Origin of the sequence: Pseudomonas cimarronensis (assembly GCF_049331905.1) — a bacterium.
Classification (GTDB): Bacteria; Pseudomonadota; Gammaproteobacteria; order Pseudomonadales; family Pseudomonadaceae; genus Aquipseudomonas.
The window spans coordinates 1910488-1925153 of record NZ_CP186283.1; the positions used below are offsets into that span (position 1 = coordinate 1910488).

The 14666-nt window shown below is 60.7% G+C and carries 13 protein-coding genes; 6 read left to right on the forward strand and 7 right to left on the reverse strand.

Features of this window, described 5'->3' with window-relative positions; translation table 11 throughout:
• Positions 1-46: 46 nt before the first annotated feature.
• The 5 genes from ACOCLD_RS08875 to ACOCLD_RS08895 form a co-directional block, all read right to left on the reverse strand.
• The gene (locus tag ACOCLD_RS08875) at positions 47-748 is read right to left on the reverse strand and encodes an ABC transporter ATP-binding protein (RefSeq protein ID WP_422911624.1); all 702 of its coding nucleotides are present in this window, start codon (positions 746-748) and stop codon (positions 47-49) included.
• Entirely contained in the window at positions 748-1515 is a 768-nt protein-coding gene (livG, locus tag ACOCLD_RS08880) for a high-affinity branched-chain amino acid ABC transporter ATP-binding protein LivG (RefSeq protein ID WP_257777997.1), read from the reverse strand. Before livG ends, ACOCLD_RS08875 begins: the two co-directional genes overlap by 1 nt.
• Positions 1512-2780, reverse strand: a complete 1269-nt coding sequence (locus tag ACOCLD_RS08885) for a high-affinity branched-chain amino acid ABC transporter permease LivM (protein ID WP_422911625.1) — start codon at positions 2778-2780, stop codon at positions 1512-1514. The genes livG and ACOCLD_RS08885 overlap by 4 nt, the downstream gene beginning before the upstream one ends.
• Entirely contained in the window at positions 2777-3700 is a 924-nt protein-coding gene (gene livH, locus ACOCLD_RS08890) for a high-affinity branched-chain amino acid ABC transporter permease LivH (RefSeq protein WP_233684141.1), read from the reverse strand. The genes ACOCLD_RS08885 and livH overlap by 4 nt, the downstream gene beginning before the upstream one ends.
• A gap of 117 nt (positions 3701-3817) precedes the next feature.
• The gene (locus tag ACOCLD_RS08895) at positions 3818-4939 is read right to left on the reverse strand and encodes a branched-chain amino acid ABC transporter substrate-binding protein (protein ID WP_392539319.1); all 1122 of its coding nucleotides are present in this window, start codon (positions 4937-4939) and stop codon (positions 3818-3820) included.
• A gap of 310 nt (positions 4940-5249) precedes the next feature.
• On the opposite strand from ACOCLD_RS08895, the gene ACOCLD_RS08900 reads away from it, so the two are divergent.
• Entirely contained in the window at positions 5250-5567 is a 318-nt protein-coding gene (locus ACOCLD_RS08900) for a DUF2288 domain-containing protein (protein ID WP_233684143.1), read from the forward strand.
• A gap of 74 nt (positions 5568-5641) precedes the next feature.
• Positions 5642-6010 (forward strand): DUF5064 family protein, encoded by a 369-nt coding sequence (locus ACOCLD_RS08905; RefSeq protein WP_422911626.1) that lies wholly within the window; start codon positions 5642-5644, stop codon positions 6008-6010.
• 33 nt (positions 6011-6043) lie between these two features.
• Here the strand turns inward: ACOCLD_RS08905 and ACOCLD_RS08910 are convergent, their stop codons facing one another.
• A complete protein-coding gene (locus tag ACOCLD_RS08910; protein WP_422911627.1) occupies positions 6044-6895 on the reverse strand; it encodes a putative selenate ABC transporter substrate-binding protein in 852 nt (283 codons plus the stop codon).
• 123 nt (positions 6896-7018) lie between these two features.
• Here ACOCLD_RS08910 and ACOCLD_RS08915 point away from each other — a divergent pair, with 123 nt between their 5' ends.
• The gene (locus ACOCLD_RS08915; RefSeq protein WP_422911628.1) at positions 7019-7924 is read left to right on the forward strand and encodes an NAD(P)-dependent oxidoreductase; all 906 of its coding nucleotides are present in this window, start codon (positions 7019-7021) and stop codon (positions 7922-7924) included.
• Positions 7921-8703: a hydroxypyruvate isomerase family protein gene (locus ACOCLD_RS08920; RefSeq protein WP_422911629.1), complete on the forward strand. Its 783-nt coding sequence runs from the start codon at positions 7921-7923 to the stop codon at positions 8701-8703. Before ACOCLD_RS08915 ends, ACOCLD_RS08920 begins: the two co-directional genes overlap by 4 nt.
• 47 nt (positions 8704-8750) lie before the next feature.
• Here ACOCLD_RS08920 and ACOCLD_RS08925 read toward each other — a convergent pair whose 3' ends face one another.
• On the reverse strand, positions 8751-10934 hold the full coding sequence (locus ACOCLD_RS08925; RefSeq protein ID WP_374528735.1) for a hypothetical protein: 2184 nt from the start codon (positions 10932-10934) through the stop codon (positions 8751-8753).
• 330 nt (positions 10935-11264) lie between these two features.
• Here ACOCLD_RS08925 and ACOCLD_RS08930 point away from each other — a divergent pair, with 330 nt between their 5' ends.
• Both ACOCLD_RS08930 and ACOCLD_RS08935 read left to right on the forward strand, forming a co-directional pair.
• Positions 11265-12593 (forward strand): spinster family MFS transporter, encoded by a 1329-nt coding sequence (locus tag ACOCLD_RS08930; protein ID WP_422911630.1) that lies wholly within the window; start codon positions 11265-11267, stop codon positions 12591-12593.
• Positions 12594-12702: 109 nt separating this feature from the next.
• Positions 12703-14661 (forward strand): HD domain-containing phosphohydrolase, encoded by a 1959-nt coding sequence (locus ACOCLD_RS08935; protein WP_422911631.1) that lies wholly within the window; start codon positions 12703-12705, stop codon positions 14659-14661.
• Positions 14662-14666: the final 5 nt, after the last annotated feature.

Consider the following 14666-nt stretch of genomic DNA (forward strand, 5'->3'; position numbering starts at 1 on the left):
CATTTTGAGTCTGCTTTCAACGACGCATGGCCGAGCGCAGTAGTTTTTAGCCGCCTAGATAGGCGTCGCGCACCTTTGGATCATTGAGCAGCTGTTCGCCGCTGCCCTGCATAACGATCCGACCGTTCTCCAGCACGTAACCGCGGTCTGCCAGCTTGAGCGCCTGGTTGGCGTTCTGTTCGACCAGGAACACCGTCACGCCATCCTTGCGCAGCTGTTCGATGATGTCGAAGATCTGCTGGATAATGATCGGCGCCAGGCCCAGCGACGGCTCATCAAGCAGCAGCAGGGTTGGCTTGCTCATCAGCGCGCGGCCGATGGCGAGCATCTGCTGTTCACCGCCGCTCATGGTGCCGGCGCGCTGGGCAAAGCGTTCCTTCAGGCGCGGGAACAGATGCAGGACCTTGTCCATCTGCTCCTGATTGTCGGCCTTGCTGCCGAAGAAACCGCCCATCACCAGGTTTTCTTCCACGGTCAGGCGGGAGAACACGCGGCGGCCTTCCGGCACCACGGCGATGCTTTTACGCATGATTTGCGGTGTGTCCAGGCCGACCAGTTCTTCACCCTGATAACGGATGCTGCCGCTGGTCGCCTGCGGGTTGCCGCACAGGGTCATCAGCAGCGTCGACTTGCCGGCACCGTTCGCGCCGATCAGGGTGACGATCTCGCCCTGACGGACTTCCACGCTGACGTCATGCAGTGCCTGGATCTTGCCGTAGAAGGTGGAAACGTTCTCGAAATACAGCATCACGCTTCCCCCAGGTAGGCTTTGATCACGTCCGGGTTTTCGCGGATCTGCTCCGGAGTACCGTCCGCCAGGGGGGTGCCCTGGTTGATCACATAGATATGGTCGGAAATGCTCATGACCAGCTTCATGTCGTGTTCGATCAGCAGCACGGTGACGTTGTGCTGGTCGCGCAGCACGCCAATCAGCGCCTTGAGGTCGTCGGTCTCGCGCGGGTTGAGGCCCGCTGCGGGTTCGTCGAGCATCAGGATGCGTGGGCGGGTCATCATGCAGCGTGCGATTTCCAGGCGGCGCTGCTGACCATAGGCCAGGGTGCCGGCCGGGCGGTTGGCGAATTCGGTCAGGTTGACCTGATCCAGCCAGTGCGCGGCATAGTCCATGGCTTCACGTTCGCTGCGGCGGAATGCCGGGGTCTTCAGCAGACCGGAAATGAAGTTGGTGTTGAGGTGGCGATGTTGCGCCACCAGCAGGTTCTCCACCGCCGTCATGTCCTTGAACAGGCGCACGTTCTGGAAGGTACGCACCACGCCTTTGCGCGCGATCTTGTGGCCGGGCAGGCCTTCGATACGCTCGCCATCGAGGCTGATGCTGCCCGAGGTCGGCTGGTAGAAGCCGGTCAGGCAGTTGAACACGGTGGTCTTGCCGGCGCCGTTCGGGCCGATCATCGACACCACCTGTTTCTCGTTGACGGACAGACCCACCCCGTTGACGGCCAGCAGGCCGCCGAAGCGCATGGACAGGCCGCTTACTTCTAGAATCGGGCGGCTCATTGTTTCAGCTCCAGGTGTGGGCGCTGCATGGGCAACAGGCCCTGCGGACGCCAGATCATCATCAGCACCATCAAGGCACCGAACATCAACATGCGGTACTCGCTGAACTCGCGCATCAATTCCGGCAGCAGAATCATCACGATGGCTGCGAGGATGATGCCCAGCTGCGAGCCCATGCCACCCAGTACGACGATGGCGAGAATGATCGCCGACTCGATAAAGGTGAACGACTCCGGCGTAACCAGGCCCTGGCGTGCGGCAAAGAAGCTGCCGGCAAACCCAGCAAAGGCGGCGCCGAGGGTGAAGGCCGAGAGTTTGATCACGGTCGGGTTCATGCCGAGCGCGCGACAGGCGATCTCGTCTTCGCGCAGGGCTTCCCAGGCACGGCCGATCGGCATGCGCAGCAGACGGTTGATCACGAACAGGGTCAGCAATACCAGCAGCAGGGCGATCAGGTAGAGGAAGATCACCTTGTTGATCGAGTTGTAGGCAACGCCGAAATACTCGTGGAAGGTCTGCATGCCTTCAGCTGCGCGACGATCGAAAGACAGGCCGAACAGGCTGGGCTTGTCGATGTTGCTGATGCCGTTGGGGCCGCCGGTGACTTCGGTCATGTTGCGCAGCAGGATGCGGATGATCTCGCCGAAACCCAGGGTCACGATGGCCAGATAGTCACCGCGCAGGCGCAGCACCGGGAACCCGAGGATAAAGCCGAAGAACGCCGCCATCAGGCCGGCAATCGGTAGGCACACCCAGAAGCCCAGGCCGTAGTAGTGCGACAGCAGTGCGTAGCTGTAGGCGCCGACGGCGTAGAAGCCGACATAGCCCAGGTCGAGCAGACCTGCCAGACCCACCACGATGTTCAGGCCGAGGCCGAGCATCACGTAGATCAGAATCAGCGTGGCAATGTCCACCGCGCCGCGGCTGCCGAAGAACGGCCAGGCCAGAGCAACCATGATCAGGCCCAGGATGACCCAGCGCTGGGTGGAGGGCAGGGTCAGGAAGTTGCTGGCCTTGCTCGGCATGCTTGGCAGCTTGGGTGCGTGGCTCCAGGCAGCGCTCAGCTGGCTACGGAACAGTTGCCAGAAGAACATGGCGATGGCGCAACCGGCGATGGCCCAGAGGATGGCCGGGCTGGCGCCATGGACTTCCAGCTTGATGCCAACGGTGGTCAGCTTCAGGCCCAGTACCGGGTAGGCCACCGCCAGCACCAGCAGGGCGCTGAAAATCGCGGTCTTGAGGTTTTTCGTGATGGCAGTACTCATACTTTTTCAACCTCCGGACGACCCAGAATGCCCGTCGGACGGAACAACAGAACCAGGATCAACAGGCTGAAGGCCACCACGTCCTTGTACTGGTCGCCGAAGATATCGGCACCAAAGGCTTCGGCCAGGCCGAGCAGCAACCCCCCCAGTACCGCGCCCGGAATACTGCCAATGCCACCCAGCACTGCGGCGGTGAAGGCCTTGATCCCGGCGAGGAAGCCCAGGTGTGGGTTGATCACGCCGTATTGCATGCCCAGCAAGACCGCCGCGACGCCAGCCAGGGCAGCGCCGATGACGAAGGTCAGGGCAATGATGTTGTTGGTGTTGATGCCCAGCAGGTTGGCCATCTTCAGGTCTTCAGCGCAGGCACGGCAGGCGCGGCCCAGGCGCGAGCGCGAAATGAATGCGGTCAGCGCCAGCATCACCACGAAGGTGACGACGAAGATCAGCACCTGCATGTAGGAGATCACCACGCCATTCATCGCGCTTTCACCCAGCACGAAATTGCCGGGCAGCAGGTTGGGGATGGCCTTGTCTTTCGAGTCCTGCGCCAGCAGCACTTCGTTCTGCAGGAAGATCGACATGCCGATCGCCGAGATCAGCGGGATCAGGCGGTTACCACCGCGCAAGGGCCGGTAGGCCACCCGTTCGATGCTGTAACCGTAGGCACTGGCGATAATGATGCTGCCGGCGAAGGCGGCGATCATCACCAGCGGTAAGCTGTCCAGACCCATCAGGGTCAGGCCGGCTATGACAATAAAGGCTACGTACGAGCCAATCATGTAAACCTCGCCGTGGGCGAAGTTGATCATGCCGATGATGCCGTAGACCATGGTGTAGCCGATGGCAATCAGGGCATAGGTACTGCCAACAGTCAGACCGTTGATCAGCTGTTGTAGGTAGTGATAAAGATCAGGCATTGCCTAACTCCTGGGTTGTCACGCAAGGCAGCGCTTGTGGCGCAGCATGCAACCGGAATTCTTCTAATAAACAAAGCCCACTGCGTGGGCAGTGGGCTTTGGGTTCAGGCGGGGAGCTTACTTGGCTTCGGTTTTGGTACCGTCCTGGTGCCACTCGTAAACCACGAAGCTGAAGTCTTTCAGGTCACCCTTCTCGTCGAACGCCAGGTTGCCGGTCGGGGTGTCGAAGCTGTTGGCACGCAGTGCGGCAGCCACTTTGGCGGTGTCGGTGTCACCGGCCTTGGTGATGCCTTCAGCGATGACTTGCACGGCAGCGTAGGCCGGGAATACGAACGGACCGCTCGGGTCTTCGTTCTTGGCCTTGAACGCATCAACCAGTGCCTGGTTGCGTGGGTCCTGGTCGAAGGACTTCGGCAGGGTCACCAGCAGGCCTTCGGAAGCCGGGCCAGCAATTGCCGAGATTTCCTTGTTGCCGACGCCTTCAGGCCCCATGAACTTGACGCTCAGGCCTTTTTCCGAGGACTGACGCAGCAGCAGGCCCAGCTCTGGGTGGTAGCCACCGTAGTAGACGAAGTCGACACCGGCTTGCTTGAGCTTGGCGATCATCGCGGAGAAGTCCTTGTCGCCGGCGTTGATGCCTTCGAACAGGGCGACTTTGGTGCCTTTGCTTTCCAGGGTCTGCTTGACCGCGGTGGCAATGCCTTCACCGTATTGCTGTTTGTCGTGGATTACCGCAACCACTTTCGGTTTGACGTGGTCGGCAATGAAGTTGCCGGCAGTCGGGCCTTGCAGGCTGTCCAGGCCGATGGTGCGGAACACCAGCTCGTAGCCACGGGCGGTGATGTCCGGGCTGGTGGAGGCCGCGGTGATCATCAGGATGCCTTCGTCTTCGTAGATGTCGGACGCAGGCTGGGTGGAGCTGGAGCACAGGTGGCCAACCACAAACTTGACGTTGTCGTTGACGATCTTGTTGGCCACAGCCACCGCTTGTTTCGGATCGCAGGCATCGTCATAAACCACGCCTTCGAGTTGTGCGCCGTTTACCCCGCCGGCCTTGTTGATCTGCTCGATGGCCATTTTGGCCCCGATGAATTGCATTTCACCGTATTGCGCGACGGCGCCGGTGACCGGGCCAGCCAGGCCAATCTTGATGGTGTCAGCCGCTACCGAGTAGCTGGCAACGCCAGCCATGGCCATGGCGGCAAACAGTTTGGAAATCTGCTTAGTAGCCTTGTTCATAGTGCTCCACTCTTATTGGTTTTGATTGTTGTAGTTCTGGCGGCCAAAGCTGCAGAACCGGGTTGTTCCCCGGTCATTCCCCCGGCAACTGTACCGGTGCAGTGTAGAGCGCGGCTTTACGGCTTGAAAAGCGGCTTACTGGGGGCAAAACCTGAGGGTGTCGCTTTAACACAACAAACGTATAGAAAAACGGCGTGTCTTGGTTGGCTTGGCCAGCGTCGCGAATTTGCCTGCTGGCGGCTCGACGTTATCATGCTGGCCGACTCGTTAACGGCTACTGATAACAGGGCAATCCATGTCTGAGCTACCCATGACAGAACAACCTAGCACCCTCTATGCCAAGCTGCTTGGAGAAACAGCGGCGATCCGCTGGCAGGAGTTGCAACCTTTCTTTGCCCGTGGTGCTCTGCTGCTGGTTGAAGGCACTCAGGATCTGATCGAAGTGGCGCAAGCCGTGGCGCAGAACGATCAGGAGAAAGTCGCCGCCTGGCTGGCCGCAGGCCAGTTGCGCAAGGCCGATGACCGCCAGGCCGAAGACCTGCTGCAACGTGACCCCGAACTGTGGGCCGTGGTGGTTGCTCCCTGGGTGCTGGCGCAGGAGCGCAGTGAGCGCGCAGCACTGCACTGATCTGGCGCGTCGTTCGTAGCGTTTATCAGCGACTATGCTGGCAGCACCACCGGCTGACTAAGGGAGCTGCCAGCATGTTCGAACCCGGCCATCTGCATCGCGCCAACAGCATTGCCAGCGGCGATATGCCGTTGTTCAGTGTCGATCTCTTCTATGAGGTGCGTCAGGACCCCAGCGAAGGCCCGATGTTGCACATGCGCCTGCAAGGGCAGGTGAACGGTCAGGCATTCGAAGAGGTGTTCGAACTGCACCGTGACACGGCCTTCAACTTTGCCAGTGTTGCCAGCCGGCTGGCGCACAAGCATGGTTTGCCGATCAACAACAGCCTGATCATGCGCAGCCATGCCGAATATGACCTGATGTTTGAGGACATCCGCAGCAAGCTCGGCGCCCACAGCGGCGAGCCGGTCAACCTCGATCATCTGCAGCAGGATGGGCTGTAGCCGCTGGCGTGTGGCGCACTCGTGCTGCTACCGCTAACGCAACAGCCCGGCGGCATGGGCGGCCTGTTCCAACTCGGTGTAGTTTTCCGGGCGGGTTTCGATGAAACGGCTGGCGCCTTGCAGTTCGAGGATGGCTTGATGTTGCGCGTTGTCGGGGCTGAGCTGGAGAAAGGCCTGGCGGATCTGCTCGCGCAGAGCCGGTGTGAGTTTGCCGCGTACACTCCAGCTGTAGTCGAAGTAGGGCGCGGTGGTGGCAATCACGCGCACGCGCTCGGGGTCGACCTGGCCGGTCGCCAGTAACTGCTCCCAGGCGCTGCTGCTCAGGGCACCTGCATCGGCTTTACCCTCCTGCACCCAGCGGGCAGTTGCTTCTTGCGCGGCGGAGTAGGCGGTGTGGCTGAAGAAGGTTTCCGGGCGGATGCCGTGCTGCAACAGGAAGTAGCGCGGCATCAGGCTGTCGGATGTCGATGACAGCGAGCCGAAGGCAAATGTCTTGCCTTGCAGATCCTGCAGGTTCTGCACGGCCGGGTTGGCGCTGATGATCTTGCTGGTGAATTTTTCATCTTCAGCACGTTGCACCAGTGGCAGCACATCGCGGCGTTTGAGGCGTGCCTGCACCAGGTTGAAGCCACCCAGCCAGGCCAGGTCGATGCGCTCATCGGCCAGGGCGTCGACCACGGCGTCATAGTCGGCGAGGGCGACAAATTCCACACGCATACCCAACTGCTGGCTCAGATAACTGCCCAGCGGTTTGAATTTGCGCAGCAGCTCTGCCGGATGTTCATCGGGAATGGCTGACACCCGCAGGGCATCGTCAGCGCTGACAAGAGGACCTGCCAGGCTCAAGGCAGCAGCAAGAGTGATGGCCACGATACGGCTCAGCATGGGGGCTCCGGTTCAATCCTGATCAGGGCATTCTGAGTAGAGGTAAGCAGGCGTCCGGCAGTGGCGCGGGCAGGCGTGCAACCTACGTTAAGATAGCGCCCATCATTGAGTCGGAGTCTGCATATGTCCACATCTCTTCCTGCTTTGGCGTTCGCCGGTATCGGCCTGATGGGGTTGCCCATGACCCAGCGCCTGCTGGCTGCCGGTTATTCGCTGACGGTCTGGAACCGTTCTGCCGACAAGTGCGCACCCGTGCAGGCACTGGGTGCTCAGGTGGCTGCTCAGCCATCTGCGCTGTGTGCGGCAGCGGATATCGTCATGCTCTGTTTGGCCAACACCGAGGTGGTACGCGATGTGGTGTTTGGCCCCGGCGGGATTGTGGAAACGGGCAAGCCTGGGCAATTGCTGGTGGATTTCTCCAGCCTGGAACCGGCGGCCACCCGCGAGATGGCTGCAGAGCTGCATCGCCGCTGTGGCATGCACTGGGTCGATGCCCCGGTGTCCGGCGGCACACCGGGTGCGGCCAACGGCACGCTGGCAATCATGGCCGGTGGCCGGGTTGAGGATATCGAGCGGGTGCGGCCGATTCTCGCGCATCTGGGGCAACGCCTGACGCGTATGGGCGACGTTGGCGCAGGCCAGGTGACCAAGGTGTGCAACCAGATGATCGTAGCCTGTAACGCTTTGGTAATTGCTGAGGTGGTGGCGTTGGCCGAGCAGGCCGGGGTCGATGCCAGCCTGATTGCCCCTGCGCTGGCCGGCGGCTTTGCCGATTCCAAGCCACTGCAGATTCTTGCGCCGCAGATGGCCGAGAGTCAGTTTGAACCGGTCAAATGGCACGTGCGCACCTTGCTCAAGGATCTGGATACGGCGGTCAAGCTGTCGCAGCAGATCGGCTCGGCTACGCCGCTCAGCGGCCTGGCTGCACAGCTGATGCGTCAGCACGGCAGTCAGGGCAATCTGGAGTGTGATCCGGCGACCCTGGTGCAGCTGTACCGCGCGCCAGAGTCCCAAGGGCCAAAATCATGAAGATTGCGGCCAACCTGTCGCTGCTGTTTACCGAGTTGCCGCTGATCGACCGCGTAGTGGCTGCCGCTGCTGCGGGCTTTGATGGCGTGGAAATCCAGTTTCCCTACGAGCTGCCTGCGCTCCGCCTGAAAGAGGCGCTGGAGGCAGCGGGCATGCCGCTGCGTCTGATCAACCTGCCGGCTGGTGATTTGATGAGTGGCGGTGCCGGCCTGGCGGCCGTACCTGTACGTCAGGCCGAGTTTGAGGCGGCGTTGCAGGAGGCGCTGAGTTATGCCGCCATGGTGCGGCCAGCGCTGGTCAATGTGCTGCCGGGGCGTTTGGCCGAGGGCGTAGAGCCTGAACAGGCAATGACCTGTTTGATCGACAACCTACGCAAGAGCGCCGAGGCCTTTCAGCGATTGGGCATTGGCGTGGTGGTGGAAGCAATCAACCCGCTGGATATGCCGGGCTTTCTGATCAACACCCCGGCGCAGCTGGATGAGTTGCTCAAGGCGGTGGCTCACCCCAACCTGGCAGCGCAGTACGACCTTTACCACATGGCGCGGCAGTGCCTGGATGTGCCGGCGGGTATGGCGTTGTTGGCCGGGCGTATCGGCCATGTGCAGTTTGCTGATTACCCTGGGCGTGGCGCGCCGGGTACAGGCGAGTTGCACTTTGCGCCGCTGCTCAAGGCGCTGCGTGACAGTGGTTATCAGGGGTGGCTGGCGGCCGAGTATCGGCCGGGAGAGGCGGGCACCCAGGCCAGCCTGGGCTGGCTGAGTGAGTGGCAAGAGGCCTGAAGCGCCATCTGCAACCCGATTGACCTCGGGTTGCAGCTGGCAGTGGGTTACTCGGGCTTGTCTTCGGCGTACTTGTTGAGCGAAATGACGCGGGTCTTGCCGATGCGGTGGCGGTAGATCTCGCGCAGGTACTTGATGGCTTTCTTTACGCTTTCGCGTGACAGGCGGATGTCGTTGATCGAGACGAACTTGTCCTGATCGTGGATCAGCTCGCGGTACTTCTTCTCGTACATCGGTTTGATCGCGTACCAGTTGGTATCGAGGATCTTCGCCGGGTTCTCGTGCTCGTTGAGCATGGCGTCGACGCGCACTTCGTCGAACTCCTCGCTCATGATGAAATCGAGAATGGCGTTGTCTAGGCTTTCGTCGAAACGGTGCGGGTCGCGGGCGAAGCAGCGTTTGATAAAGGCCACGATCAGGGTCAGGAAGTCATCCGACAGGCACGGGCTCTTGGCGATCAGAGTGGTCAGCGAGAGGTTGGCCGAGGCACCGATTACCAGTGCATAACGCTTCAGCGTGGTGTTGGGGAACAGGCTGTTGAGGTGGGTCTTGAGCCGGTTCAGGTCCATGTAGGACAGCTTGTAGTCTTTCGGCAGCGAGACGATCGACACCACCGAGGAGCAGTTCTTGAAGAAGTGCAGGTCGCTGAGTTTGGCGGCGTTGTAGTCGGACTTCTTGTAGTCATCCAGGGCTTCGCGATAACGCTTGGACTCGATTGGCAGCAGGCTGATGCCTTCGATGGCCTGGGTGACCTTGTTGAAGTGCGGCAGGTCGATGGAGCGGAAGAACAGGTCGTCGATATTCAGCCGCGACGGCTCCTTGTCCAGCACGCGGAACTTGTCCAGCGCGGCGGCGCTTTGTTCTGGCACCACCGATTCGGCATAGGCCACGGCCACCGGGCCAGCCAGGCTCATAAACAGGTCGTTGGCATCCAGGCGAATGGTTTCGCCGATATCGATGCCGGCGCGGCGGAAGTAGTTCTGGTCGTAGTCGGTGGTCACCGCCTGGGCGGTGAGAATGTTGAAGATCTGCTGCGAGATGTACTGGTTGGCGTGACGCTCCATGGCGTTGACGTCGATGTTCTGGATATTGCCGTCATCGCTTTCTTCGGCATAACGCATGATGTCGTTGGAGATCAGCATCATGGCGTTCCAGGGGCGGATGCGGCGCATCACGCTTTCTTCGCTGTTCTCTTCGTTGTCGAAGTTGTAGGAGAAGTCCCATTCTTCTGCGAGGTACTTGCACAGCAGGCGCCCGGCGTTGATGTGCAGGGCTTCGGACATCTCGCTGCGCTGGTCGGAGATGTTCGGCAGGATGCAGATGCCGCTGGTGAAAATCGGTTCGAAAACGAAGCTGTGGTCGCGGTTCTCTAGGCTTTCGTCGAAGTTCTTGGTATCGAACGTCTTGCTCATGTAGGCGAACTGCTGGGCCAGGCCGAATTCCGAGGCCATGCCCGAACCGGTGCCGCCGCCGGCGCTGAAAATGTAGAAGTACAGACGCGACTGGTTGGCCTTGATGCCGCAGGAGTCGATCAGGTAGCTGTGAATGAACTTCCAGTCTTCGTTGGTGAAGCGCTGGGTGTCCTTGTTGAGGATGATCTTGGCCAGGTACTGACCGAGGATCGGCGCGTTACCGGCGCCGCCGGCATGCACCTCGGAGAGGTCCATGATTTTCATCTTGCTGTAGTCGCTGAGGAAACCGCTGGTTTCGCCCTTGCGCGAGAAGCGGATGCGCCCCTCGATGTCTTTGTCCAGGTCACCGAGCATCACCAGCGGCTCGATCAGAAAGACCGGTTTGCTGTCGCGGCTGGGTGCACGCAGCAGGTTGCTGCGGATCCAGCGGGTGGGGCGGAAATCCTGTTCGGCAACGGTCTTTTCTTCGCTCTTGAATTCACTCAGGTAGAACTGCCGGGCGTTATAGACCAGTGAGGCGACATCTAGGGCGATGTTCGAGCCGCAGCGGCCGAGGCCAATCAGGCACACCGACGGGAAGTGCTGTACCCGCCGGTCGTTCTCTTCGTCATGCGGCGCCGGCGGGAATACCAGGCTGCGCAGGCCGTCGAGGTTGTCGAGGATGCGATCGATGTCGCGCTCGGTGAAATACATGTACTGCTCACCGCTGCTGTCGATGCGTACGGGTACCAGCGGCGCTGGCGGCGGCAACGGCTCCAGCGGTGCCAGCAGCGTATCAGCCAGGTCAGCCAGAGTGGCTTCGGTCGCGGGGGAGGTCACAGCGTCTTTTTTTGTTTTCATTTGGAGACAGTCCGGCGGCTAGCGAGGTTGGAAGGGCAAATGGCCACATTGCACTCACAGGCTTGTTTGTAGCATGAAAAATGGAAAATCTCGCTGTTTTGCATGGTTTTACTGAGGCATATCCGGAGTTTTTCTGAGCCACTTTGTGACGCGGGTGCTTGCCGGCCCACCGATTACTCGGCATACACACTACAAATAGTCACAGACAGCCCTGGCGCGAGGCTCTAGATTGCCCTTGTACGTGCTGGGCACGACGGCTGGCCAAGGGCCGCGTACGTGTTTCGATAACAACAATTAGAGATGGATTCCATGCAGCAGTCCCAACAAGCGGCGAATGCCTGGCGCATTCTGTTCCTGCTTTTTCTGGCCAATTTGTTCAATTTCTTTGATCGCACCATTCCGGCGATCATCATCGAACCGATCCGTATGGAGTGGAGCCTCAGCGACTTGCAGCTGGGCCTGATCGGTACGGCCTTCACCATTGTCTACGCGATTGCCGGCATTCCGCTGGGGCGCATGGCTGATACCGGCGCGCGGCGCAAGATCATGGGCTGGGGCTTGGCGGTCTGGAGCGGTCTGACGGCGGTGAACGGCATGGCCTGGAGCTTCTGGAGCTTTCTGCTGATTCGCATGGGCGTCGGCATTGGTGAGGCCAGCTACGCGCCGGCGGCCAATTCGCTGATTGGTGATTTGTTCCCGGCACACAAGCGGGCGCGGGCCATGGGCATCTTTATGCTGGGCCTGCCGATTGGCCTGCTGCTGGCCTTTTTCACGATTGGCGCGATGGTCAAGGCGTTCGACAGCTGGCGCGCGCCATTCTTTATTGCCGCAGTGCCGGGGCTGATTCTCGCGGTGTTTATGTTCTTTATCAAAGAGCCCAAGCGTGGCGCAGCCGAACAGGTGCAGTCGTTGAGTGCACCCGTGGAGAAACCGCTGCGCAAGGTTCTGGAAATCCGCACTTTCTGGTGGCTGGTGGTGGCCGGTCTGACCTTCAACTTCGCCACCTATGCCTGCAACTCGTTCATGGTGCCGATGCTGCAGCGCTACTTCCTGCTGCCGCTGGAACAGGCGGCGATGGCCACCGGGGTAATTGTTGGTCTGACCGGTCTGGTTGGTCTGACATTGGGTGGTTGGCTGGCGGATAAGATCCACCAGCGTTGGCCGACCGGCCGACTACTGTTCGCTGCCCTGAGCATGTTGATTGCCTCTGTCGCCACGGGCTACGCCCTGCTCGCCGGGCGGGTTGAAATCGCCGTGTTTGTAGCGCTGTTCAGTATCGGCTGGCTGTTTGCCTACAACTTCTACACCTGCGTTTACACGGCGATTCAGGATGTGATCGAACCGCGTCTGCGCGCCACGGCGATGGCGCTGTTCTTTGCCGGCCTATACCTGCTCGGTGGTGGCCTGGGGCCAGTGGCCGTGGGCATGCTGTCGGACCACTACTCGCAGGCGGCGATGCTGGCGGCCGGTGCCAGTGAAATGAACGAAACCTTCAAGGCAGTGGGCCTGCACAATGCCATGTACCTGATTCCGGTGGCGCTGCTGCTGACCATGCTGGCGCTGCTGCAAGCCTCGCGCTGCTTCGTCGCTGACGCCGCCAGAATGCAGCACGGCATGCAGCTGCAGCCCGCTAGCTAAGCCATTTTGCCAGGCTCTCCGGCATGCGCCGGACGGCCGGGCAGTGGCTAAATCCTGTGCAATACTCAGTCGCACTGCTGTCACGCAACTGCGACTGAGGATAACCACCATGGGCGCTTCCTCCCTGGTGCTGGGCCATAGCCACGCGCTAGGCGAGCACCCGCTGTTTACTGTGTTGGGCCAGTGCCCACTGACCTTGCAGAGGCTCGATTCACCCGATGGCCTGCCAGACGGGCTGGCGGTGATTCTGCTGGACGACAGCTTGCTGGCGCTCAGGCCCCTGGCCGACTGGCTGGGCTGTGGGGCGATTCTGGTGGGCTGTATGGATCAGCCAGGTGTATTGCCGCTACCGCCCACGGCCAGCCGTGATGAGCTGTCGGCACTGCTGCGTTTTGCTGGCGAGCAGTACAGTCTGCGTCATCAGACTGAGCAATTGGCCGCCGCCCTGGCGGGTAAACACGATGACCTGAGCAAACTGGTGGACGTTGGCCTGGCGCTGTCGGCCGAGCGCGACCTTGATCGCCTGCTGGAAAAGATCCTGGTTGAGGGGCGGCGCTTGTCCAACAGCGACGCGGCCTCGCTGTTTCTGATCAGTCGGCGTGCGGATGCACCGGCGCAGCTGATCTTCAAACTGACGCAGAACGGCACGCTCAGCCAGAACAGTTTTCAGGACCAGCGCATGCCGCTGAGCAAAGCCTCGATTGCCGGCTATGTGGCGCTGACCAGCACGGAGCTGAATATCGAAGACGTGTATGCGATTGCGGCTGACGCGCCGTATCGCTTCAACCGTTCCTTCGACCTGCAGATGGGCTATCGCACTATGTCGATCCTGGCGATACCCATGCTCAATCACCGCCATGAAGTGGTCGGGGTGCTGGAGTTTATCAACCGTCAGCGCAAGGGCAGTGAGTCGTTCGAGCCCGAGCTGATTGCCTTCGATGAAGAAATCGCCGTGTCCCTTCGTGCTCTGGCCAGCCAGGCCGCGGTGGCCATCGAGAATCGTCAGTTGCTGGATGACATCAGCCGGTTGTTCGATGGTTTTGTGCAGGCCTCGGTGTTTGCCATCGAGCAGCGCGACCCGACCACCAGTGGCCATTCCTTCCGGGTGGCCGAACTCTGCCTGACCCTGGCCAATCAGCTACCGCATGCGCCGAGCAGCCGTCTGCGTGAGCAGGCACTGGCTGATGACGGTCTGCGAGAGCTGCGTTATGCCGCTTTGCTACATGATTTTGGCAAGGTCGGGGTGCGCGAGCATGTGCTGGTCAAGGCCAAGAAACTGCCCGAGCAGGTGCTGGAGAACCTGCGTTACCGAGTGGCCCTGGCGCAGGAGAACCTGCACAACCAGACCCTGCGCAAGATGCTCCAGGCCTACCGTCAGCAGGGTGGTCTGAGCGAGGAGCGGCGGTTGCAGTTGGAAGCCGAACTGGCTTACGAATGCGAACGGCTGGAGCGTTACCTGAGCAACATCATTCAGGCCAACGAGCCGAGCATGCTCAGCGAAGGGGATTTTCAGCACTTGCAGGAAGTGCAGGGCGAGTTGGTCAAGGCACCTGGTAATTGCCTGGTCAGCCTGCTCAGCGAAGGCGAGTTCAGTGCTCTTGCCGTGCGCAAGGGCAGCTTGACCACAGCCGAGCGCGAAGAGATCGAGCGGCATGTGGTGCACACCCAGCAGTTCCTTAGCCTGATTCCCTGGACGCCGGATCTGCAGGGGGTACCGCATATCGCCGGGGCGCACCATGAAAAGCTCGATGGCAGCGGCTATCCAAAAGGCCTGATCGGGGATGCGATTCCCTGTGCGTCACGGATCATGACCATCTGCGATATCTACGATGCCCTGACGGCAGCCGATCGGCCCTACAAACCGGCGATGCCACTCGAACGTGCCCTGGATATCCTCAAGAGCGAGGCGCAGAGCGGCTTGCTCGATGCCGAACTGGTGCAGCTGTTTATCAACAACCGCTGCTTCCAGGTTACGGGAGCGCCGGGCTCGCATACCACTGCGCCGTTCAGTCACCACGTGTGTGATTACGAACCCTCATGCACTCGCGAACACCCCCACTCGCATTGACGTGG

Excerpts from the sequence above, each read along its gene's own strand:
- ACOCLD_RS08875 (WP_422911624.1), bottom strand. The coding sequence starts at position 748 with ATGCTGTATTTCGAGAACGTTTCCACCTTCTACGGCAAGATCCAGGCA.
- livG (WP_257777997.1), bottom strand. The coding sequence starts at position 1,515 with ATGAGCCGCCCGATTCTAGAAGTAAGCGGCCTGTCCATGCGCTTCGGC.
- ACOCLD_RS08885 (WP_422911625.1), bottom strand. The coding sequence starts at position 2,780 with ATGAGTACTGCCATCACGAAAAACCTCAAGACCGCGATTTTCAGCGCC.
- livH (WP_233684141.1), bottom strand. The coding sequence starts at position 3,700 with ATGCCTGATCTTTATCACTACCTACAACAGCTGATCAACGGTCTGACT.
- ACOCLD_RS08895 (WP_392539319.1), bottom strand. The coding sequence starts at position 4,939 with ATGAACAAGGCTACTAAGCAGATTTCCAAACTGTTTGCCGCCATGGCC.
- ACOCLD_RS08900 (WP_233684143.1), top strand. The coding sequence starts at position 5,250 with ATGACAGAACAACCTAGCACCCTCTATGCCAAGCTGCTTGGAGAAACA.
- ACOCLD_RS08905 (WP_422911626.1), top strand. The coding sequence starts at position 5,642 with ATGTTCGAACCCGGCCATCTGCATCGCGCCAACAGCATTGCCAGCGGC.
- ACOCLD_RS08910 (WP_422911627.1), bottom strand. The coding sequence starts at position 6,895 with ATGCTGAGCCGTATCGTGGCCATCACTCTTGCTGCTGCCTTGAGCCTG.
- ACOCLD_RS08915 (WP_422911628.1), top strand. The coding sequence starts at position 7,019 with ATGTCCACATCTCTTCCTGCTTTGGCGTTCGCCGGTATCGGCCTGATG.
- ACOCLD_RS08920 (WP_422911629.1), top strand. The coding sequence starts at position 7,921 with ATGAAGATTGCGGCCAACCTGTCGCTGCTGTTTACCGAGTTGCCGCTG.
- ACOCLD_RS08930 (WP_422911630.1), top strand. The coding sequence starts at position 11,265 with ATGCAGCAGTCCCAACAAGCGGCGAATGCCTGGCGCATTCTGTTCCTG.
- ACOCLD_RS08935 (WP_422911631.1), top strand. The coding sequence starts at position 12,703 with ATGGGCGCTTCCTCCCTGGTGCTGGGCCATAGCCACGCGCTAGGCGAG.